Consider the following 19,190-nt stretch of genomic DNA (forward strand, 5'->3'; position numbering starts at 1 on the left):
AACAGTCATGAACTGGAATAGTATTGTTCAGGCTATACTATCGCCCGGACCTTCAGTCGTTGTTTCAGCACTAATAATGATTTTAGGCCTGGCATTCGGTATGAAAGCATCAAAGGCTATTCTTTCTGGTTTATATCTGGGTGTTGGTTTTATTGGTATGAGTATGGCCATCAATCAATTGGTTGCGGTTGTTACTCCTGCTTCCAAGGCATTGGCTAAAAATACTGGCATTAACTTACCTGCTGTCGACTTTGGATGGACAGGGGCATCTGCAATTACGTGGGCATGGGCCGTTGCGTTTGTATTTTTCGCGATTGAAATTGGTGTCAATGTGGTTATGCTAGCTACCAAGACGACCAATGTTGTTAACGCAGATATGTGGAATGTGTGGGGCATTGCGCTTACTGGCTATATGATCTACTTTGCGACTAATAGTTATATTTGGGCCTTTATTGCTGGGGCCATTCAGGCTGTAATCAGTCTTAAGCTTGGTGACATGTGGGCACCTGAGATAGAGGACATGCTGGGGTACCCAGGCATTACCGTGCCACATATCGAGGCTTTTACAGCCGTGATTATGTGGCCAGTTAACCGGCTGATGGATTTCATCCCTGTATTTAACCGTCAGTGGGATGCAAAGGCACTGAAAAAGAAGATTGGTATTCTGTCCGAACCAGTCGTAATGGGCTTTATTATTGGTCTTATTTTAGGACTTGCAGGCCGATACAACGTCGGTGCGTCACTTAGTTTGGGGGTAACCGTCGGAGCTGTTATGGCAATCTTCCCAGTTATGGCGAAGTTCTTTATGGATGCCCTAACACCATTTGGTACTCAGATGAGTAACTTTATGAAGAAACGGTTTAAGGATCGCGAATTTGTGATAGGCCTTGACTGGCCAGTATTAGGTCAAAGTACGGAGTTATGGGTGACGATGGTTATCCTTATTCCGATTAGCATTGTGTACGCGGCTATTCTTCCTGGAAACGAAATTTTGCCAATGGGTGGGGTCATTAACTACTGTCTCGGTGTTGGCGGATTGTTACTGACCGGCGGTAATTTACTACGCATGCTGGTTCTAGGGGTTATTTATGAACCAATGTTTCTATACGGCAGCACCTACTTTACTAACGTATTCACTAAACTGGCTCGAGATACAGGCGCAGTTAATGTTGGTAAGGGCAACCTAGTTTCCTGGAGTTCCATTGAGGCTCCAGATCTTCGCTTCCTGATGGCCAAGGCGTTCTCGGGCAACATTCTGGCTTGGATTGGCTTAGTAGCATTACTGGCACTATTCATTGTGGTTTACCTGTACTTCAAGAAGCACCCGTTACCAGCAAAGGCCTACACGAGTCTAAGTAAGAACACTAAAAAGCCGGTGGTTAAGGCTGAAGCTGCTAAATAAAAGACGAACGGGGGAAACTGGAATGAAAATCATGTTGTTGAACAAGCGCTTTTGGACTGCAATTAGTTTTGCAACATTCGCGCTGTTCTTGGTGGCGGTGATCACACAGCGGTACTGGTTAAACGTTGGTGTCATTATTTTGGGACTTCTGATTAAAAAGTATGGTTCCCCAATTATATTTTTAGAGGGGCAGCAGCGCCGGAAACGGCTAAAAAAAAGATTTAGTTAATGCGCGGGTGATTAAGGTTTCTAACAATCAAAAAGGACGGTAATTATTATGATTAGTGCACCGGATGGACGTATTATTTTTGAACACGAACGTGAAGACCTCGCAAAGATGGTTAAGTTGATTATGGAACGTGACGATACCAATATTGCGGGCGGTAATTTTTCCTTCAAGGTGACAGACGACGATGGCAAGGACTACATCATCATGACGCCAACGATGATGTCTCAGGCGTATATGGGAGAATTATCTCCAGAACAAATCTTGGTTGTTGAGCCGCACACTCGTCGAATTGTTGCCGGTGAAGGGAAGCTTACTCGTGAAATCAACTTACACGAAGGCGTTTATGATGCCAACCCTAACATTCGTGCTGTCTTACACTCTCACGCAATTAACAACATGTTCTGGGCAACCAGCGGATTGCCTGAACCTAACGTCACGGAAGCAACTCAGAAGCTACATGAAATTGAGACCCTGGAGTACGAGCCAAATTGCTCGGAACCCCTAGCGGAGTTGGTCAGTGAACACATCACTGACATCGGCGATAGGGCACTGATGCATATGTATTTGTTGAATAGTCATGGTGTCTTAATTACTGTTGGCAAAAAGGATAAGGTGATGGATGGGCTTTCCGCTATTCATCAGGCGTTGGCAATTGTCGATACTAGTGAGTGGAATGCGCAAATTGCGTACAAGCAAGCTGTGTTCCAAAAATTAGGGTTGTTGGATGGCTTCTACTCTGAAGGCTCTAAAATTGGTACTTTGGACGATCTCAAGGAAGGTAAGGCAATCTTTAATCCTAACGCAGGCATCGGCAAGTCAGATAAATCTAAAAAGCGCTCAGTGATTGTTTAATAGGTAATGCAGAATTGAATAATTCCCCCCAAAAAAAAGATTTAATCGCCCCACTTGGTCAGTGGGACGATTTTTTTGTTCAAAAAAATGTGAGACTAATAATTTAATTGCCATTGACGTTAAAAAGTTATGAGTATATGATGAAGACACTGAAAATGTTATGACGTTCTATAACGTGTTGCAAAAATGGAGGGAATTCTATGTTTAAAAAAAGGGAAGATATTTATTGGAATTGCCGTTGCTTTACTGGCAACAATTTCTTTGTCAGCCTGTGGCAAGTCGGCCAATGCTTCGAGCGATGGTGATGTGGGGCGAATTCAGAAGAAGGGAACACTAGTGGTTGGTATTATTAGTTCCAATCCCCCGTATGAATTCCATACTAGCATCAATGGCAAGGACAAATTTAGGGGCTCAGATGTTAAATTGGTTAAAGCCATTTCAAAGAAGCTGGGCGTTAAGTATCAGCTTAAACAAATGGATGTGGACGGGTTGCTACCTGCATTACAGGCCAAAAAGGTGGATATGTTGGTGACATCATTAAGTCCAACCCCAGAGCGGAAAAAGGCGGCTGAATTTTCTAATGTTTACTACAAGAGCACCGCTGCTATTACAGTTAGAAAGACAGATTTCAAAAAAATTTAATGGCAATACTAAAGCACTGAGCCGGGCAACTATCGCGGTAGTTAATTCTTCAACTCAGGAAGCAATGTTACAAAAAAAATGTATCCTAACGCTACTTTGAAGAAATTCTCTAAGGTTACTGATTTAGCGCTGGCCGTTGCAAACAACAAGGCGGATGCTTTCTGTATTGATGTTCCCACTACCAAACTGCTTTTACGCCAAAATCCTTCATTGAAGCAGACCAACTTTAACCACGATGATGGTAGTGTTGGTGCCGCGGTAGCAATGCCCAAGGGTACATCGGAGAATCTGATTAAAAAGGTCAACCAAGTTATTAAGGCTAATAAGCAACAGTACTCCAAGTGGGTCATTGATGAGACTAAGTATGTTCAGGAATAAAATTGATCAGCCACACGTACCGGACTGAGGAGGAATGAAAATTGGCGAATTTCTTTAGCGGTTTTTCATTTTTGAAAAACTATTGGCAGTTCTTCGTGACGGGTGTCGAGGTGACCATTGAGCTGGCAATTGTATCAATTATTTTGGGTACAGTGCTAGGAATAATGCTCGCGATGGCGAAGCGCTCAAAGGCATGGATATTAAGCCTGCTGTCCAAGGCATTTATCGGTTTTATTCGTGATACCCCGTTACTTGCTCAGATTTATATTGTTTATATTGCGCTCCCGGCGGTTACAGGTTTAAGCGTGCCGGACTTTGTAACCGGGGCAGTGGCGTTAACGTTATATTCGTCAGCGTACATTGCAGAAATTATTCGCAGTGGCATTCAATCGTTACCAGCAGGTCAAAGTGAAGCGGCTGCGAGCTTAGGAATGACGAGTAGGCAGGCAATGCGAGACATTATTTTACCGCAAGCGTTTAAGAACATTTTGCCTGCTTTAGGCAACCAATTTATTGGTAACGTGAAGGATTCGTCTTTAGTTTCAGTATTGGGAATTACTGATTTGATGTACCAGGCGCAGACCGTGCGAGGGTCTACTGCGCTGGGATTACAGCCGATATTAGTTGCATCAGGATTGTATTTAATTATGACCTGGTTGTTGAACCGTGTGTTGAGCTATGGTGAAAGGAGGATGAGCGTAAGTGATAACCGTTAATCATGTAGCTAAATCGTTCGGAGAAAATTTAGTGCTGTCTGATATTGATTTTGAAATTAATGATGGTGAGGTCGTAGTAGTAATTGGCCCTTCTGGCTCAGGAAAAAGCACGCTGTTGCGCTGTCTAAATGGGTTAGAGCAACCTACCAGCGGCACGGTCGCCGTGGACGGACAAGTTATTTCTGATGCTAAGGTTAAAATTGAAAAGATTCGTGCAAAGATGGGGATGGTGTTTCAGCAGTTCAATTTATTCCCACATTACACTGTTCTTGAAAATATTGTACATGCTCCAATGGTGGTTAAACACGAAACAAGGGATGTTGCTACCAAGCATGCAAAAGAGTTGCTGAGGCAGGTAGGACTCGCAGAAAAAAATTAATAGTTATCCTTTATCACTATCTGGTGGACAGCAACAGCGGATTGCTATTGCACGAGCCTTGGCAATGGAACCAGAAATTATGCTCTTTGATGAACCGACCAGCGCCCTTGACCCTGAAATGGTGAAGGAAGTACTTCAGGTCATGAAATCTTTGGCGCACAGTGGCATGACAATGGTTGTTGTCACTCATGAGATGGGTTTTGCACGGGAGGTGGGGATCGAATTCTGTTTATGGATGAGGGCAGGATTCAGGAGAGTGGAACTCCTGAAGAGGTCTTTGACCATCCTCAGTCTGAACGTACACGTGATTTCCTAAGTAAGGTATTATATGACTAGAAAACAGAAACGGATGTGAGTATATGATTGATCGCCAGAGGGTCTCACCGCTTTACTTGCAGATAAAAAAAGCAAATTATTGCAGACATTGAATCTCATAAATATCCTGAAGGTAGTCAGATACCATCAGAAGGTGAACTTGAGCAAAAGTATGGGGTCAGTCGTATTACGGTAAGACGCGCTGTTAGTGAATTGGTCACTGAAAATTTTTTTGGTCAAGAAACAAGGGCGTGGAACGTACGTGCAGCAGCCAAGGATGGTTCGTAACTTATTGTCCTTAGATAGTTACACCCATTACCGTGAGTCATTGGGTGAGCGTCCGGAACGCCATGTTGTTAAAAATGAAATAGTAATGGCCGATTCTCGAATAGCTGAAGAGCTGGGTGTGGCAGAGGGTGCCGAAGTGTTTACTTTGGGACGAGTAATGCTATTAAGTCCTGGAAACTCAGGCTATGAGGAAAGCATATATTCAGTGGATCTTTTCCCTCAGCTAAATCAACTTGTCAATGATGATTCGTCAATGACCAAGTTATTGAAGGAACGGTATGGGGCAACGATGGGTAAGGATAGGAACATGATTAATGTAGTTTCTGCCACTACAGAAATTGCCGAATTAATTAATGTTGGAGTGGCCGAACCCGTTTATCAGGTAGACAAGACTACATTTAGCAATACAGGAAGCCGACTGTATCATTCCACTATGTTCTATGATGCTCGAAAGGTTAGCTTTGTAGTCGAAAATTAGGGAGGCAACATGAAGGCTATTGGTATAGGCGATAACGTTGTCGATATGTATTTAACTGAAAAAAAAGATGTATTTGGGTGGTAACGCACTTAACTTTGCCGTTTTCGCAAATCGCCTTGGAATAGACTCAGCATTTGTTGGCGTTTTTGGTAATGATCAACGGGCTAGTTTTGCTTTGGACGTGCTGAATCAACTTAATGTTGACACGTCACATTCGAAGGCTAATCCCGGCGAAAATGGATTTTCAAGGGTGGAGTTACTTAACGGGGACCGTAGATTTCTAGGCAGCAATCGTGGCGGTGTGTTACGGGATGGCTTAAATCTAAACGTTTACGACATTGAATTTATTAATGGGTTTGATTTGGCACATTTCAATATTAACGGTTCAGCCGATGAGTATCTGGACCTAGTCAAAATTCCCAAAGTATATGATTTCTCAGATCTATTCACCGAAGAAGTGATAGCCCAAGTGGCAGGTAAGGTGGGCTTGGCGTGCTTTTCGTGTGGTGGTATGTCCAAAGGCGATGTTGATAGCTTATGCCACTTCGTCGAAAAAGCGGGTTGCGATAGTGTTCTATGCACATTAGGTAGTCAAGGATCCGTTGTTTATAGTAACGGATTGTTTTACTGGCAGGATGCTGTTCGAGTAAAGGCTGTGGACACTATGGGAGCGGGTGACGCCTTCATTACTGCTTTTTCGATAGAGTGGGTACAGAAAACTCATTCTATCGAGGAGTCCATGATAAAGGCTCGGGATTTTGCAACTGAGCAGGTCATGACTAATGGGTCATTCGGTTTCGGACGGTCATTTTAACGTTAGTTCTTATATAACGTTATAGCACGTATTGAAAAAAAGGAGAATAAACGGTATGCAAAATGAAGTACAGACCACGTCATTGGTAGAAGTTCAACAGATGGTTCAAAGTATTACTAAGCAACAAGGAATTAGTACGTTAGCCTTTGTTGGCTGTGGCGCATCGATGTCAGAACTTTACCCGGCAAAGTATTTTCTGGAGCAAGAGGCGCATTCCCTACGAACTGCACTGTTGACCGCGAATGAATTCAACTATGCGCGTCCTAACTTTGCGGATGAGAGTGCTGTTGTCGTTGTCGCTTCGCTAGGGGGAACCACCAAAGAATCCATCGAGGCTACAAAAAAATGCACATGATTGGGGATGTACCGTTGTGGCGGTTACCCATAATCCCGATGCAAAATTAACGGAGGCGGCCGATTATGTCCTGGTTCACAGTTTCTTTACCAGCTATGCGACCAAGGCGGCTAAAACCAAAGTGGTGTTAGAATTCTCTGCTGAAATGTTAAATGCCGTTGAGGCTACGATAATTACGATGCCATACAGACAGCATTTGCGGGAATTGATGATGTAATTAATGAAGGGGTCAAATCAGTTACACCCGCAGCAAAGGAGTTTGCACAGGAATATAAGGATGATCAACTGATCTATACGATCTCAAGCGGTGCCACTTTCGGGACAGCATACTCTACTGCTAACTTTTTATTTATGGAAATGCAGTGGATTGCCAGTCCGGTAATTCATTCTGGTGAGTATTTTCATGGCCCGTTTGAGATGACTAATAATGGAACACCATACCTACTGTTTATGAATGACGGGAAGACCAGGCATCTTGATGCACGTGTATTGGAGTTCCTGCAACGGTTTGATGCACGGGTTACGGTAATTGATGCTAAGGACTATGGTCTGGACAGCGTTTGTGCACCGACTGTAATTGATTACTTTAATCCACTCATTATTACTGGGGTAATGCGTGTATACGCTGAAGAACTGGCGAAGGTCAGGAATCATCCTTTAACTAAGCGACAGTATATGTGGAAACTGGAAAATTACTAGAATTAAAAAGCTCGCGGATTTTCCGCGAGCTTTTTGTTTAGGAATATTACTGAATCAATTCATATTTATATTTGTCACTTCTGATAACTTGTCTCGTTATATGGAGAGGATGATCGTTTTGATCGTAAACAAAATCAGTAATTTGCATAAGTGAGGTATCCCGCTCTACATTCAGTAAGAAAGCCTCACTGGTACTAGCCTTTGTAATGTCGAACATTTTATGACCACCAGCAGGCACTTCATTAAATTGGTCATGTAAAACCTGGTAAAGTGATCCATTAAGATTTTCACTGGTGATGCTTGAAAACTCTTCGGTAAAGTAAATGTATTCCACGCAGAACGGACTCTTGTCTACGTATCGTAAGCGTGTGAGCTTCAGTAATGGGGTCTTGGGCTCGATACCGAAAAATTCTGCCTGTTCCTTAGACGCTCTGGTGGGTTGAATATCTACTAGTTTGGTACTGATTGACGCTCCCAAATTTTCCACGTTATTGGTTAGACTGAAGAATTGGCTGCGTGTTGTTTCATTACTGGTACCATCCTGAACGAAGGTACCTTGCCATGTATCTTAACCAGCACACCCTTGTTGACGAGAATGCGTAACGCGTGGCGAACAGTGCTCCGACTATAGCCAGTACTGCGTTGTAACTCTAGTTCAGTCGGAATTTGAGCGCCCGGGAGGTACTTTTCGTGATTGATGTCGTTCAGTATTTTATTTGCTAATTGCTCGTACAGCGTCAGTGATGACTGCTTTAAGTTGGCCGTTAAACTCCCCATGATTGGTACCTCCCCCCAGCAATGATAGATAAGCACAGTATACAACAAAAAAAATTGTGGTAGAAACAAACTTAGTTGATTTTAAGAAAGGGCTTGCACTATCACTAAAAAGCGTTTATTCTGAGGTCGTCTCAAAAAAAAGTTGTATGCAGTTGTATCTAACATGGGAGGACAACATGAACAAAATACAAACGACGGTGGGCAGTATAATTCAGCGGGTCTTTAAGGAAAGTAATGAATCAGTTAGGCGCGTTGTATGGATTGGGGCAGGTGGATCTTTCGGGGGCTTTTATGCCGCACAATACTTTATGACTCGCAATGCAGTCACGTTTAGTTCGGAAATGTTTACTAGCAACGAATTTGTCATGGCGCCGCCAGCATATGTTGGGGATGATACTCTGGCAGTTGTCTGCTCAATGCGAGGTACTAAGGAAACTTGCGAGGCGGCCAGGGTTGCTAAGTCCCTAGGCGCGCACGTTGTAGCATTATACGTGGATCCATCCGAATTAACCGAAATAGCCGATTATCAAGTTAAGTATGAAAGCTTGGCCCTTGATGAAAGTAAAACTGAGTTATCCAACACAAGCATTGCATTGATGATGGCGATGGAGTTAGTGGATAGGACTGATGGCTATGCTGACCATGATGTCGCAATGAGTGCGTTTGACAACGTTGACGCAATATATCGACGTACCGTTGGAACCACTACGCCGCTAGCCCAAAAATGGGCTGAAAAAAAATAAAATGCGTAAGCCAATTTATGTGTTGGGGAGTGGACCGGCCTATGGCGCAGCTTATATTTTTTCTATTTGCAACATTGAGGAGATGCTACAAATTAGTTCGCCAACCACCAACAGCTGCGAGTATTTTCACGGACCGTTTGAGACACTGGATAAAACCACTTCGGTTTTCCAACTGGTGTCTGTTGGCCGTACACGACCCGCGGATGAGCGGTCGGTTCGTTTCTTAAAGGAATATGGTGGGGATAACGTGTACATTCTTGATGCAAAGGAATCGGTCTGAACGATTTGGATGATCGGGTGTCGGAATACTTTAACCACATCATTTTTGCACCAATACTGAACAATGTTTACATGCGCGCATTGTCAGCAGAAATTCAGAAATCTTTCCTGACGCGGCGATACATGTGGAAAGTGAATTACTAAATTTGGTAAAAATGGGTCAAGATTAGGTTGATGTTATACCCCCTTGTTGAAAGGAAATGTACCCTGTTGTATGCTTGGGGTACAAGCGCTTTCAATTAAGGGGGCTTTTATTTTGTCTGAGGATATTAAGAGTGAAATTTATACTCGTCTAGTCTCTCTTTGCGAAGAGGGCGATCTTAGCGCTGTAATAATAACGGCAGATACTATTGCCAATAACCTGCAAATTAAGCGTAATACGGCCAGTCATTATTTGAACATGCTGGTTACTGAAGGAAAAGTAATCAAAGTTAATACAAGACCGGTTAGATTCTATTCGCGGGCGGCGGTTGAAAAAGCAATTGGAAAAGCATTGGTCGATTCAATATATTCATCGACTGCTGACATCTTTCATCAAAAAGGAATCCCTGATGATCCTATGAGCGCGGTGATTGGCTCAAAGCAATCACTTTTTTTTCACAAGTTAAAAGGATGAAAGCCGCTGCACGATATCCAGGCGTTGGACTACCCGTATTATTGACGGGACCAACTGGTTCGGGGAAGTCGTACTTAGCTCGAGTATTCTATGACTATTGTGTTAGTGAGGGTTACCTTAGCGGCGACAGTTCGTTTGTTCATCTTAATTGTGCAGAATACGCTGATAATCCAGAACTACTAGCCAGCATTCTCTTTGGCTATAGGCGGGGAGCGTTTACGGGAGCAAGCAAAGACAGCCCGGGACTGTTCGATCAAGCGGATAAGGGGATGCTATTTCTAGATGAAGTGCACCGTCTTGGTGCCAAAGGACAAGAAAAGCTATTCGAGTATTTAGACAACGGTGTCATCTCGCCCCTTGGCGAGACTAAGGCTGGCCATAAGGTCACTGTACGGTTAGTGTTTGCTACCACCGAGAATGTTCAGAGCAACTTTTTACAAACCTTTATACGGCGAATTCCGGTTCAAGTGGAGATCCCAGGCATCAATGAGCGAACGCAATTTGAACGTGAGAGTCTAGCAAAACTTTTCTTCCTTAACCAGTCTCGCCGTATTGGTAAGGACATCAAGTTAAGCAAACAAGTACTGAGCATTTTAACCAGCCAACACTATGATAGTAATGTTGGACAAATGAAGAATTATATTACTTTGGCTGTAGCCAATGCGCTTGCAAAGGTTAACGAGAGTAGCAAAAATTTACTTGTTGACATTGGAAATTTGCCAAATGAGATTTGGAGTAAGAATGATGCCGATAGCGTTCGTTTACGCCTGAGCGGTGATGGTACGACTATCCTGATTCGTAGTGGTATGAATTTGAAGGAGCTAATTGATGATGATTCTGATCAGGATAATCAAATTCGCTTAATTTTTACGCAAATATTGGGATTATATGACAATCTAGGCCTATCTCTGCAATTTATTAAGAGCAGTACAGATTTAATCAATACTCTGAGCGATGAAATGATTTTTAGCAACGTGATTGATCGTGGCGAGGTGCCATTGGATCTCATGAAGAAAATGACTCAGGCTAAACTGCACTCACTTGAAGATAATTTTTCGGTGAAATTTTCCGGAAATTCGTTGGTGGTAATTGCTTACTTCTTATACTACAGGCAGTTTAATTACTGGGTACTGACTGCTAAAAATCATGAGTTATTGAATGAAATCAGTTCAAATCTAGCAGAGCAGGATGCGAGTGTTGCAACTTTTACCGATGAAATACTTAAAATGACCCATTCTGCCTTATCACTGCCTGTGGACGTTGTGGACAGGTTGTTTTTGCAATTATATCTACATGAAGCAATCAAGGTGACTAAGAACAATACGATTCGTTGCCTGGTTCTAGCACACGGCTACTCGACAGCTAGTAGCATTGCTAATGTCGTGAATAGACTGGTAGGATATTCAGCCTTAGGTTATATTGATATGCCATTAAACATTAGCGTGGAGACTATTGGGCAAAGGGTGTCAGAATACATTGCTAGTAATTCCATTACTTCAGGATTGATTTTAATGGTAGATATGGGCTCACTTTCAGGGATTCATAAGTATATTCACGGAACGATTGATTTTCCAATCGGCATAATTACAAATGTGTCTACTCAGTCGGCCCTTTCCGTGGTGGACCAGGTTGCCCACAATAAGTCTATAGACGAAATAGTTACCCACACGGCCAAAACTGTGCACAGTGAAGGAAGGACTATTTATCCTCAGGAAGTTAAAAAGAATTTGATTATTACGTGTTGCAATACCGGAATTGGTACAGCAAACCAAATTAAGCGGTTGTTGGATAGTAGCTTTGCAGAAAAAAATTGATGTTGTGGTTAATGCTTACGAATACGCCGTGGTTAGTGATAGTAGTCAAATGGCCACACTACGACGTACCTATAATGTTCTGGCGATTGTCGGAACCGTTAACCCACATGCGGAAGGGGTACCCTTCATACCACTGGAAAAATTGATATTGGGTGAGGATTCAGGAGCAATGTTGCGTGCGCTGGGTGTTGTGGCTGGCAAGAAGCAAGTTGATGAAATTGTGACAACCTTGTTGCATAACTTTACCATTGAGCGGGTGATTAACTCACTGACTATACTGGACGCTTCTGGTGTAATGGATGCAATTGATGTGGTAATGAGCTGCTTTGTCCAACTGTCGGGTAGTGTGTTGGCTAATCCACAACGAATGGCTTTGTATGTTCATGTTAGTTGCATGATTGAACGACTAATACGTAACGAACCAATTACCACCTATGACTGGAAGACTAATGATTTTGACACAAAAACGGTCGAGGACATCAAAAAGGCGCTTAGTGTCATAGAAACCAAATATAGTGTCACGGTCCCGAAAAGCGAGGTGGGGTATATTTATGATATTATTCGTGGAGATTAGCTAGTTCCAGGCGTTTTTAGATAGGTTGTAAGTATATTGAGCGTGCCAGCATAAAACTGGCACGCTTTTTGCTTGTATATATATGTAAGGGTTAAGGCGCAAGAACAAGCTAAATATCAATCTCCAATCTTAGCCCAAACTAATCAGCGGTATCTCACGTGGATTACCGGATTATTGGTTAAGCAGATATTAACAGTGAAAGGAGGCACGCGTATGCGGATCATTTTGGTAAGTCACGGACGTTTGGCGCTAGGTATGCAGGATACAGTGAAGTTTATTATGGGGGAAACTCCCAATCTATCAGCTTATGCGGCTTACGTTGATAGTGACGAAAGTAAATATGTTTACAGTATTGAGGCTGAACTCACGCAGCATCCTGAGGAAGAATTTGTTATTTGCACGGATGTTTTGGGTGGCTCGGTTAACACAACAATGATTCAACTGTTAAAGGATTATCCAAACGTGGAGTTGATTGCCGGAATGAATTTACCGCTGATTTTGCAGTTATTAGCTGAAAGTACGGTTAAAGATAAAGACAAACTGGCGGGGGTTGTTGAATCAGCACAACAGGCACTCGTTGATGTTAATGGTTTGTTGGTAGCACAAAAGAATGGAGAGGAGGATGACTTGTAATGATTAAACTGGTGCGAATTGACCATCGCTTAATGCATGGACAGGTTGTCTTTTCGTGGACTAAAGCGCTGGGCATTGAACGTATTGTGGTGATTGATACTGGTACGGCAAACGACGAATTTAAGCGTATGTCGTTAAAGCTATCGAAGCCAGCCGACGTTAAGCTCAGTCTCTTCACGGTTGAACAAGCAATTGAGCGAATCCCCAAGATTAAAGCGTTGAAAGAGAACACCATGCTTATTTTTGGCAATGTAGGCGAGACGTATAAATTCTTTCAAACGTTTGGGGCTGTTCCGGAAATCAATTATGGCGGTATTTTGGATCGTCCAGGAGCAACGCGCTACAGTAACGCAATATATTTGACCGATGAGGAAGTAGAGCAAAGCAGGCAATTGGCTTCGATGGGTATTTCATTATTTATGCAGCAGGTGCCAACCTCCAAGAAGGAAATTCTGAACCATAAATTGTAGTAGTTACGTTTGTACGGACGGAAAGGAGCGTGAATATCATGCTTATAAAGGCATTGTTGATTGGGATTATCAGCATTGTTGCCATGCTTGACTCGCGAATGTTTGGTCGGTCTAATCTTGAACGGCCGCTAATTGTCAGTACGCTAGTTGGTTTAGTTCTTGGTGATGTTACAAAGGGGCTAATGGTTGGTGCCTCACTTGAATTAATTTCTATGGGTCTAGTTAATGTCGGAGCTGCGGTGGCCACGGATATGGTATTGGGTTCAATTATTGCTACCGCATTTGCTATCCTGTCTAACACTTCTGCTCAGGCGGCACTGACAGTTGCAATTCCAATTGCGGTGTTTGGCCAATTGCTCGGAATTGTTGTGCGTATGTTGATGTCGTCGCTATCGCATATGGCAGAGCGCGATATTGAGAAAGGCAAGTTCAAACGGGTACTAAGTTATCACATCGTGTGGGGAAATGTGTTCTATTCACTAATGTATTTTGTGCCAACGTTTATAGCAATTTACTTTGGTACCGGTGTGGTTAGCGAAATTGTTAAACAGATCCCCGACTGGCTGACAAATGGTTTGACATTATCAAGCAAGATTTTACCAGCTTTTGGGTTTGCACTGTTGATGTCAACGATGCTGTCAAAGAAGACCGCCGTCTATCTTTTCTTGGGATTCTTCATTACGGCCTACGCAAATATATCAGTTACCGGGGTAGCTATTTTCGCAGTTCTGTTGGCATTGGTTGTTAATGAGTTTATGCCCAAAACAGGTAATACTGAAACGCCTGCTAGCAGTAATGCTTCGAGTAGCGATACAGATGATGACGATCTTGAAGAGCTCTGATGGAAGGAGTGAGCAAAGATGGCAGACAATGGCTTAACTACTGAACAGCGTAAGGACTTACGGAAAAAGTCGTGGTCGTTTACATGGCGTTCATGGGCAATACAGGCTTCCTGGAATTATGAACGTCAAATGAACATGGGGTTCCTATATGGAATTGCCCCTACATTGAATCGTTTATACAGTAAGCCGGAAGATTTGGACAAGAAAAAAAGCCGCTTATCAGCGGCACATGGCTTTTTACAACTGTACTCCCCAAACTAGCTCCTTTGTCTTGGGCTTAACGACTTCGATGGAGGAAGAATACGCGAAGAATCCATCATCAATGGACCCAGATTCAATTAACGCCGTTAAATCATCCTTGATGGGTCCCTTATCTGGTGTGGGTGATTCGTTCTTTCAGGGAACAATCAGAATATTGGCGTTTAGCTTGGGGATCAATTTAGCCCAACACGGAAGTATTTTGGGGCCGATTTTGGCGATGGTCATTTCATTTATACCTTCGTTTGCAGTTACTTACTGGGGTGGACAGTTTGGATATACCGCCGGGAAGAAGTATTTGAAAATTTTGACCGGTGGCGGCCTAATGAACCGCGTTATGTACTTAGTGAACATTGTTGGATTGATGGTGATTGGGGCTATGATTGCCAGCATGATTGGCATCACTACCCCAATCAAGATGGGGAGTGCGTTCAACCTTCAAAAAAACGTTGGATAGCATTTTCCCACAGATGATCCCACTGGCCTTCACATTCCTGATGTACTGGATGCTACGGAAGAAGGTTGGTACGGGTTGGATTCTGCTTTTCTGCATTGGTGGTGGAATCTTGCTGAGCGTTTTGGGAATATTCGCATAAAGTTATTTCAATTATTCTGGATTCGGTTGGTTAAAAGCCAAATCAAAAATTATATAGGAGGAATTCAATTATGAGTACTATGTCACCAAAGGAAATTGTTGCAGCTATTAAGAAGGATCACGGCGATATCAATCAGGTATTGTTTGTTGGGTGTGGGGCTTCAATGTCCGATTTATATCCAGCATACTACTTCACTCTTCACGAAACGAAGAGTGTCAGGACGGCAATTATTACTGCCAATGAATTTAACTATGATGCTCCAAAGAATATCGATGGGCAGACTATTGTAATTACAGCATCATTGGGTGGTACCACCCTGAGTCGGTTGAAGCAACAAAAAAAACGCCGTTAAGTGGGGAGCTAATGTCGTTAGCCTATCCAACAACCCGGATGCTCCAATTCTAGAAGCCGCACAGTACAAGATTATTCATGGGTTCCATGAGAGTTACTCCGCTAAGATTCAAAAGATGACGAATGCCGTTAAACTGGCAGTTGAAATTAAGAACCAGTTTGAAGGGTACGAGTATTATGATGAAGCCCAGAAGGCGTTTGATGGTCTGTATGACTTGATTGACGAGCAGGTTAAGCATGTTGGTCCTGAGGCCAAGAAGTTTGGCGAGTTGTACAAGAACGACCAAACAATTCACGTGCTTGCAAGTGGTGCTACATGGGGTGCGGGTTATGCCACTGCCAGTTTCCTGTTTGAAGAAATGCAGTGGATTACCGCACCAATGCACAACTCCGGGGAATACTTCCATGGCCCATTTGAACTAACTGAAAAGGATGCACCATACCTGTTGTTTGCCAATGATGGCAGCACCCGTCCAATGGATATGCGTGCGCTGACATTCTTGCAACGCTTTGATGCGAAGATTACCTTGGTTGATGCCAAGGACTTCGGGCTTGCATCTATCGCTGGGCCACACGTCATTGACTACTTCAACCCAATGCTACTGACCGGTGTATTCCGAGTTTACGCCGAGGAACTAGCATCCAAGCGTGACCACCCGCTGTCCAAGCGCCGGTACATGTGGAAATTGAGTTACTAATTTTTCTCAGGTTATGCCAAAAGTGTATTAGTACCACCATTGGGGAGCGGCGGATGCCGCTCCTTCTGGTGGTTTAGGGGTGTCATTGTTCACGGAAGGAGGGGGCTACGTCTTGATGTGACGCGGCTATTAGATAGTATGTTCAAGGCGGTTATATTTGACATGGATGGTGTTCTAGTTAATAGTGAGGAGTTTTATTTTAACCGGCGAATGAGTTATTTTGAAGAGAAGGGACTGCATCCCGGATCAACGGATATTCACGATTATTTGGGGATGTCTAACAACCAAGTTTGGGCAGCCTTGGTCCCTGACCCTGAGCAACGTGATGTTTTGCGTAAAGATTACCTCGTATACCAAGACACTCATCCAATTGATTATTCCCGCTTTTTGAACGCGGGTGTTGTTAACTTGTTAAAGAGTTTGAGGACCCATGGTATGGCGATTGGACTGGCATCGGCTGGCATATACGCTGATATTTTCCGCATGTTGTCAGAGTGTCATATACGCCCTTTTTTTTGACCAAGTGCTGAGCGGTGAAGCTGTACCGAACAATAAACCCGCACCCGATATTTATGTCGAGATATCTGGAAAGTTAGGTGTTGAAGTTGGCCAGTGTCTGGTGATTGAAGATAGCAGTAATGGAATTCAGGCGGCCAAAGACGCAGGCATGACCACTTGGGCAGTTGATCAAGCACAATATAATGTTGATCAGTCGAGGGCTGACCGTATAGTCAGCGGTATGGATGAAATTAGAAAGACGCTCAAATAATAGGGGAGGCTAAACCATGGGCATAGAGCAGACGATTAGGCAGAGCCAGCGCCTACAGTTGACACAAACGATGCAGCAGTCGTTGAAAGTACTGCAAATGGATGGTTTTAGCCTACAAGAATACTTGAACGATTTGAGTTTGAGTAACCCCTTAGTTGATGTCAGTGCCAGTGGCGATATTAATATCAATGGATTCGAAAGAATGAACAGCCCAGAATACACTAACTTGTATGACTATTTGGAGACTCAAATTGAATTGCGGTACAGTGAAAAACCACTGCGTAGGTTAGTAAGCCTTTTGGCGCGTCAACTCGATCGGGATGGTTTTCTCAATTTCAATCAGGACGAATTTATTGCTACTAATGGTGTGAGTATTGTTGAATTCGAGGATGCCCTTACCTTACTGCAAAGTCTAGATCCGGCCGGTGTCGGCGCACGCAGTATACAGGAATCATTGATTATCCAGGCACTGCAAATCGATAGTTGTCCGCCGCTAGTACTGGAGATATTGCGGAACTATTATCACGATTTCTTGCACAATGATATTCATAGAATACTTGTTGGCACCGAAGCCAGCGTGGCGGACTTTACCGAAGCTAAGCGAGTTATTGGCACGTTTACCTCCAGGCCGGGTGCAACATTTTGGAATGATGAAACTCAGTACCGCATACCGGATATTAAAGTGCGGCCTGATGGGGCTGGTTATCGAATATATTTGACGAAATTTGGACGACCGGAGTTAATTTTTAATACTGCGGAGTATGACCAATTACGTGCTCATGACGACAAAGAACTTGAGGACTACCTAGGATCACTTGCCATGCAGTTCCATGATGTTGACGGTATGCTACAACGCCGTGAAGAAACGATTAGTGCGGTTGCAGAGGCGATTGTTGCCGTGCAGTGGTTATACCTAAAGGGCGAGCAAAAGTTTATTAGCAACCTATTACTTCGGGACGTTGCCAGATCTGTCGGCGTAGCAGAGTCAACTGTGAGTCGAGCGATTTCTGGTGAATATATCGACAGTCCTATCGGGATAGTTGCGGTCAGAGATTTGCTTACCAATAGGTCCGGAACTAGCGACGGTGAATCCGCTGATAGCAGGGCCATGTCCAGTATTCGTAGAATTATCCGGAACGAAGATAATAGCCACCCGCTTAGTGACCAGAAAATTGCAGAACTTTTAGCGGGTGAAGGCATAGCAATCGCGCGTAGGACCGTTGCCAAATATCGTGGCGTCATGGGAATCGCAAGCAAAAAAAATTGCGTAAGAACGGTGGTGTGTAGGATGACGAAAGTGGAGTTGGGATTGGGTTCCAAAAAAAATATGGCGAAAATTAATGATCTCGCTGATATATGGTTTTTGCCTAAGTATTGCCCTTAACTTATTTTGGGTGCCTGGGCACATATCTGCGGGTGGTGTCACTGGTGTGGCTCAAGTCATTGCCATTATTTTTCGCCGCTACCTCAACTTTTCAATTGGTGGCCTTGCAGTAACGGACGTCATGAACACTGCAAACCTGATTTTTATCATTAACGTGCCGCTAATCTGGATTTCATGGCGTGACATTGGTCGCGAGTTTACGGTTTTTACTTTGATTACCGTTGTTAGTTCGTCGGTCTTGATTAATCTCACTAGTGGGTTGACCCCTCTAGTTCGGGATCCAATGATTTGTGCAATTTTTGGTGCAGTCATTAACGGTGCGGGCATTGGCCTAGCTCTACGTAATGGTCTCTCAAGTGGTGGAACCGACATAGTAGGTATGGTGTTGCACAAATACTTTAATATTTCAGTTGGAACGGTCAGCATTGCCGTTAACGCGTGCGTGGTTATTGTAACTGGCTTTCTGGAGGGGTGGCCGCATGCATTGTACTCTGTAATCGCTATTTTTATTGGTGGTAAGGCGATGGATTTGTTGTACACGCGGCAACAGCGGCTACAGGTAATGATTGTCACGAATCAGAGTAAGGCGAATGAAATTCTTACCGCTATTCACAAGGAGATGCGGCATGGAATTACAGTGTTTAAGGATACAGAAGGCGGGTATAAGCATGAGAGTAAGACGGTTTTGCTAACAATCATATCTCGAGCCGAATTCGCAGACCTCCAGGCTACCGTTAGGAGTAAGGATAGCCGGGCATTTATTTCTAGCACACGAGTTGCGGAAATGGTTGGGGCGTTTGTTGAGCTAGTGTTGACTGAGCTAAATTGGTAGTCCGAAA

General features: G+C 43.5%; 23 protein-coding genes and 4 pseudogenes. 25 read left to right on the forward strand and 2 right to left on the reverse strand.

Annotation, left to right across the window (positions count from 1 at the left end):
• The first annotated feature begins 7 nt into the window (after positions 1-7).
• From JCM12539_RS03080 to JCM12539_RS03120, 11 genes and pseudogenes are all read left to right on the forward strand, one after another.
• Positions 8-1,402 (forward strand): PTS galactitol transporter subunit IIC, encoded by a 1,395-nt coding sequence (locus JCM12539_RS03080; RefSeq protein ID WP_054649174.1) that lies wholly within the window; start codon positions 8-10, stop codon positions 1,400-1,402.
• A gap of 22 nt (positions 1,403-1,424) precedes the next feature.
• Positions 1,425-1,631 carry a hypothetical protein gene (locus JCM12539_RS03085; protein ID WP_054649176.1) on the forward strand — a complete coding sequence of 69 codons (207 nt, stop codon included), beginning with the start codon at positions 1,425-1,427 and terminating at the stop codon, positions 1,629-1,631.
• Between the two features lie 48 nt (positions 1,632-1,679).
• Positions 1,680-2,483: a class II aldolase/adducin family protein gene (locus JCM12539_RS03090; RefSeq protein WP_054649178.1), complete on the forward strand. Its 804-nt coding sequence runs from the start codon at positions 1,680-1,682 to the stop codon at positions 2,481-2,483.
• Positions 2,484-2,669: 186 nt separating this feature from the next.
• Complete coding sequence (locus tag JCM12539_RS15510) at positions 2,670-3,125, forward strand: transporter substrate-binding domain-containing protein (RefSeq protein WP_439645114.1); 456 nt, start codon at positions 2,670-2,672, stop codon at positions 3,123-3,125.
• Positions 3,126-3,203: 78 nt separating this feature from the next.
• The gene (locus JCM12539_RS15515) at positions 3,204-3,503 is read left to right on the forward strand and encodes a type 2 periplasmic-binding domain-containing protein (protein WP_439645115.1); all 300 of its coding nucleotides are present in this window, start codon (positions 3,204-3,206) and stop codon (positions 3,501-3,503) included.
• Between the two features lie 41 nt (positions 3,504-3,544).
• Positions 3,545-4,219: an amino acid ABC transporter permease gene (locus JCM12539_RS03100; protein ID WP_054649180.1), complete on the forward strand. Its 675-nt coding sequence runs from the start codon at positions 3,545-3,547 to the stop codon at positions 4,217-4,219.
• Positions 4,206-4,934: pseudogene (locus JCM12539_RS03105) on the forward strand (amino acid ABC transporter ATP-binding protein). The gene JCM12539_RS03100 and the pseudogene JCM12539_RS03105 overlap by 14 nt, the downstream one beginning before the upstream one ends.
• Before the next feature lie 120 nt (positions 4,935-5,054).
• The gene (locus JCM12539_RS15050; protein ID WP_369396053.1) at positions 5,055-5,201 is read left to right on the forward strand and encodes a GntR family transcriptional regulator; all 147 of its coding nucleotides are present in this window, start codon (positions 5,055-5,057) and stop codon (positions 5,199-5,201) included.
• The gene (locus JCM12539_RS03110; protein ID WP_156302019.1) at positions 5,191-5,679 is read left to right on the forward strand and encodes a UTRA domain-containing protein; all 489 of its coding nucleotides are present in this window, start codon (positions 5,191-5,193) and stop codon (positions 5,677-5,679) included. The genes JCM12539_RS15050 and JCM12539_RS03110 overlap by 11 nt, the downstream gene beginning before the upstream one ends.
• A 73-nt stretch (positions 5,680-5,752) precedes the next feature.
• Positions 5,753-6,493 (forward strand): PfkB family carbohydrate kinase, encoded by a 741-nt coding sequence (locus JCM12539_RS03115; protein ID WP_162203999.1) that lies wholly within the window; start codon positions 5,753-5,755, stop codon positions 6,491-6,493.
• Between the two features lie 100 nt (positions 6,494-6,593).
• Positions 6,594-7,547, forward strand: a pseudogene (locus tag JCM12539_RS03120) (SIS domain-containing protein).
• A 46-nt stretch (positions 7,548-7,593) separates the two neighbouring features.
• Here JCM12539_RS03120 and JCM12539_RS03125 read toward each other — a convergent pair.
• A complete protein-coding gene (locus JCM12539_RS03125; RefSeq protein WP_082405305.1) occupies positions 7,594-8,034 on the reverse strand; it encodes a GntR family transcriptional regulator in 441 nt (146 codons plus the stop codon).
• Between the two features lie 8 nt (positions 8,035-8,042).
• Positions 8,043-8,324: a GntR family transcriptional regulator gene (locus tag JCM12539_RS03130; RefSeq protein WP_054649188.1), complete on the reverse strand. Its 282-nt coding sequence runs from the start codon at positions 8,322-8,324 to the stop codon at positions 8,043-8,045.
• A gap of 176 nt (positions 8,325-8,500) precedes the next feature.
• Here JCM12539_RS03130 and JCM12539_RS13830 point away from each other — a divergent pair, with 176 nt between their 5' ends.
• From JCM12539_RS13830 to JCM12539_RS03195, 14 genes and pseudogenes are all read left to right on the forward strand, one after another.
• Positions 8,501-9,067 carry a phosphoheptose isomerase family protein gene (locus tag JCM12539_RS13830; RefSeq protein WP_225350216.1) on the forward strand — a complete coding sequence of 189 codons (567 nt, stop codon included), beginning with the start codon at positions 8,501-8,503 and terminating at the stop codon, positions 9,065-9,067.
• 1 nt (position 9,068) lies between these two features.
• Positions 9,069-9,347, forward strand: a complete 279-nt coding sequence (locus JCM12539_RS13835) for a phosphoheptose isomerase family protein (protein ID WP_225350217.1) — start codon at positions 9,069-9,071, stop codon at positions 9,345-9,347.
• Between the two features lie 255 nt (positions 9,348-9,602).
• On the forward strand, positions 9,603-9,962 hold the full coding sequence (locus JCM12539_RS03140; protein WP_054649189.1) for a hypothetical protein: 360 nt from the start codon (positions 9,603-9,605) through the stop codon (positions 9,960-9,962).
• A complete protein-coding gene (locus JCM12539_RS03145; protein ID WP_054649191.1) occupies positions 9,959-11,776 on the forward strand; it encodes a sigma 54-interacting transcriptional regulator in 1,818 nt (605 codons plus the stop codon). The genes JCM12539_RS03140 and JCM12539_RS03145 overlap by 4 nt, the downstream gene beginning before the upstream one ends.
• Positions 11,760-12,350 carry a PRD domain-containing protein gene (locus tag JCM12539_RS03150; protein WP_054649193.1) on the forward strand — a complete coding sequence of 197 codons (591 nt, stop codon included), beginning with the start codon at positions 11,760-11,762 and terminating at the stop codon, positions 12,348-12,350. Before JCM12539_RS03145 ends, JCM12539_RS03150 begins: the two co-directional genes overlap by 17 nt.
• Before the next feature lie 213 nt (positions 12,351-12,563).
• Positions 12,564-12,983 carry a PTS sugar transporter subunit IIA gene (locus tag JCM12539_RS03155; protein WP_054649195.1) on the forward strand — a complete coding sequence of 140 codons (420 nt, stop codon included), beginning with the start codon at positions 12,564-12,566 and terminating at the stop codon, positions 12,981-12,983.
• Complete coding sequence (locus tag JCM12539_RS03160) at positions 12,983-13,453, forward strand: PTS sugar transporter subunit IIB (RefSeq protein WP_054649197.1); 471 nt, start codon at positions 12,983-12,985, stop codon at positions 13,451-13,453. The genes JCM12539_RS03155 and JCM12539_RS03160 overlap by 1 nt, the downstream gene beginning before the upstream one ends.
• Before the next feature lie 38 nt (positions 13,454-13,491).
• On the forward strand, positions 13,492-14,295 hold the full coding sequence (locus JCM12539_RS03165) for a PTS mannose/fructose/sorbose/N-acetylgalactosamine transporter subunit IIC (protein ID WP_054649199.1): 804 nt from the start codon (positions 13,492-13,494) through the stop codon (positions 14,293-14,295).
• Positions 14,296-14,313: 18 nt separating this feature from the next.
• Positions 14,314-15,149 (forward strand): annotated as a pseudogene (locus tag JCM12539_RS03170) (PTS system mannose/fructose/sorbose family transporter subunit IID).
• Between the two features lie 70 nt (positions 15,150-15,219).
• Positions 15,220-15,501, forward strand: a complete 282-nt coding sequence (locus tag JCM12539_RS13840; protein ID WP_225350218.1) for a phosphoheptose isomerase family protein — start codon at positions 15,220-15,222, stop codon at positions 15,499-15,501.
• A gap of 115 nt (positions 15,502-15,616) precedes the next feature.
• Positions 15,617-16,198: a phosphoheptose isomerase family protein gene (locus JCM12539_RS13845; RefSeq protein WP_225350219.1), complete on the forward strand. Its 582-nt coding sequence runs from the start codon at positions 15,617-15,619 to the stop codon at positions 16,196-16,198.
• Between the two features lie 162 nt (positions 16,199-16,360).
• Positions 16,361-16,967, forward strand: a pseudogene (locus tag JCM12539_RS15055) (HAD family hydrolase).
• Positions 16,968-16,983: 16 nt separating this feature from the next.
• Positions 16,984-18,351 (forward strand): RNA polymerase factor sigma-54, encoded by a 1,368-nt coding sequence (gene rpoN / locus JCM12539_RS03190; RefSeq protein WP_054649205.1) that lies wholly within the window; start codon positions 16,984-16,986, stop codon positions 18,349-18,351.
• Entirely contained in the window at positions 18,308-19,183 is an 876-nt protein-coding gene (locus tag JCM12539_RS03195) for a YitT family protein (protein ID WP_082405307.1), read from the forward strand. The genes rpoN and JCM12539_RS03195 overlap by 44 nt, the downstream gene beginning before the upstream one ends.
• Positions 19,184-19,190: the final 7 nt, after the last annotated feature.

It is taken from the genome of Lacticaseibacillus pantheris DSM 15945 = JCM 12539 = NBRC 106106 (assembly GCF_001311175.1).
GTDB classification, from domain to species: Bacteria; Bacillota; Bacilli; order Lactobacillales; family Lactobacillaceae; genus Lacticaseibacillus; species Lacticaseibacillus pantheris.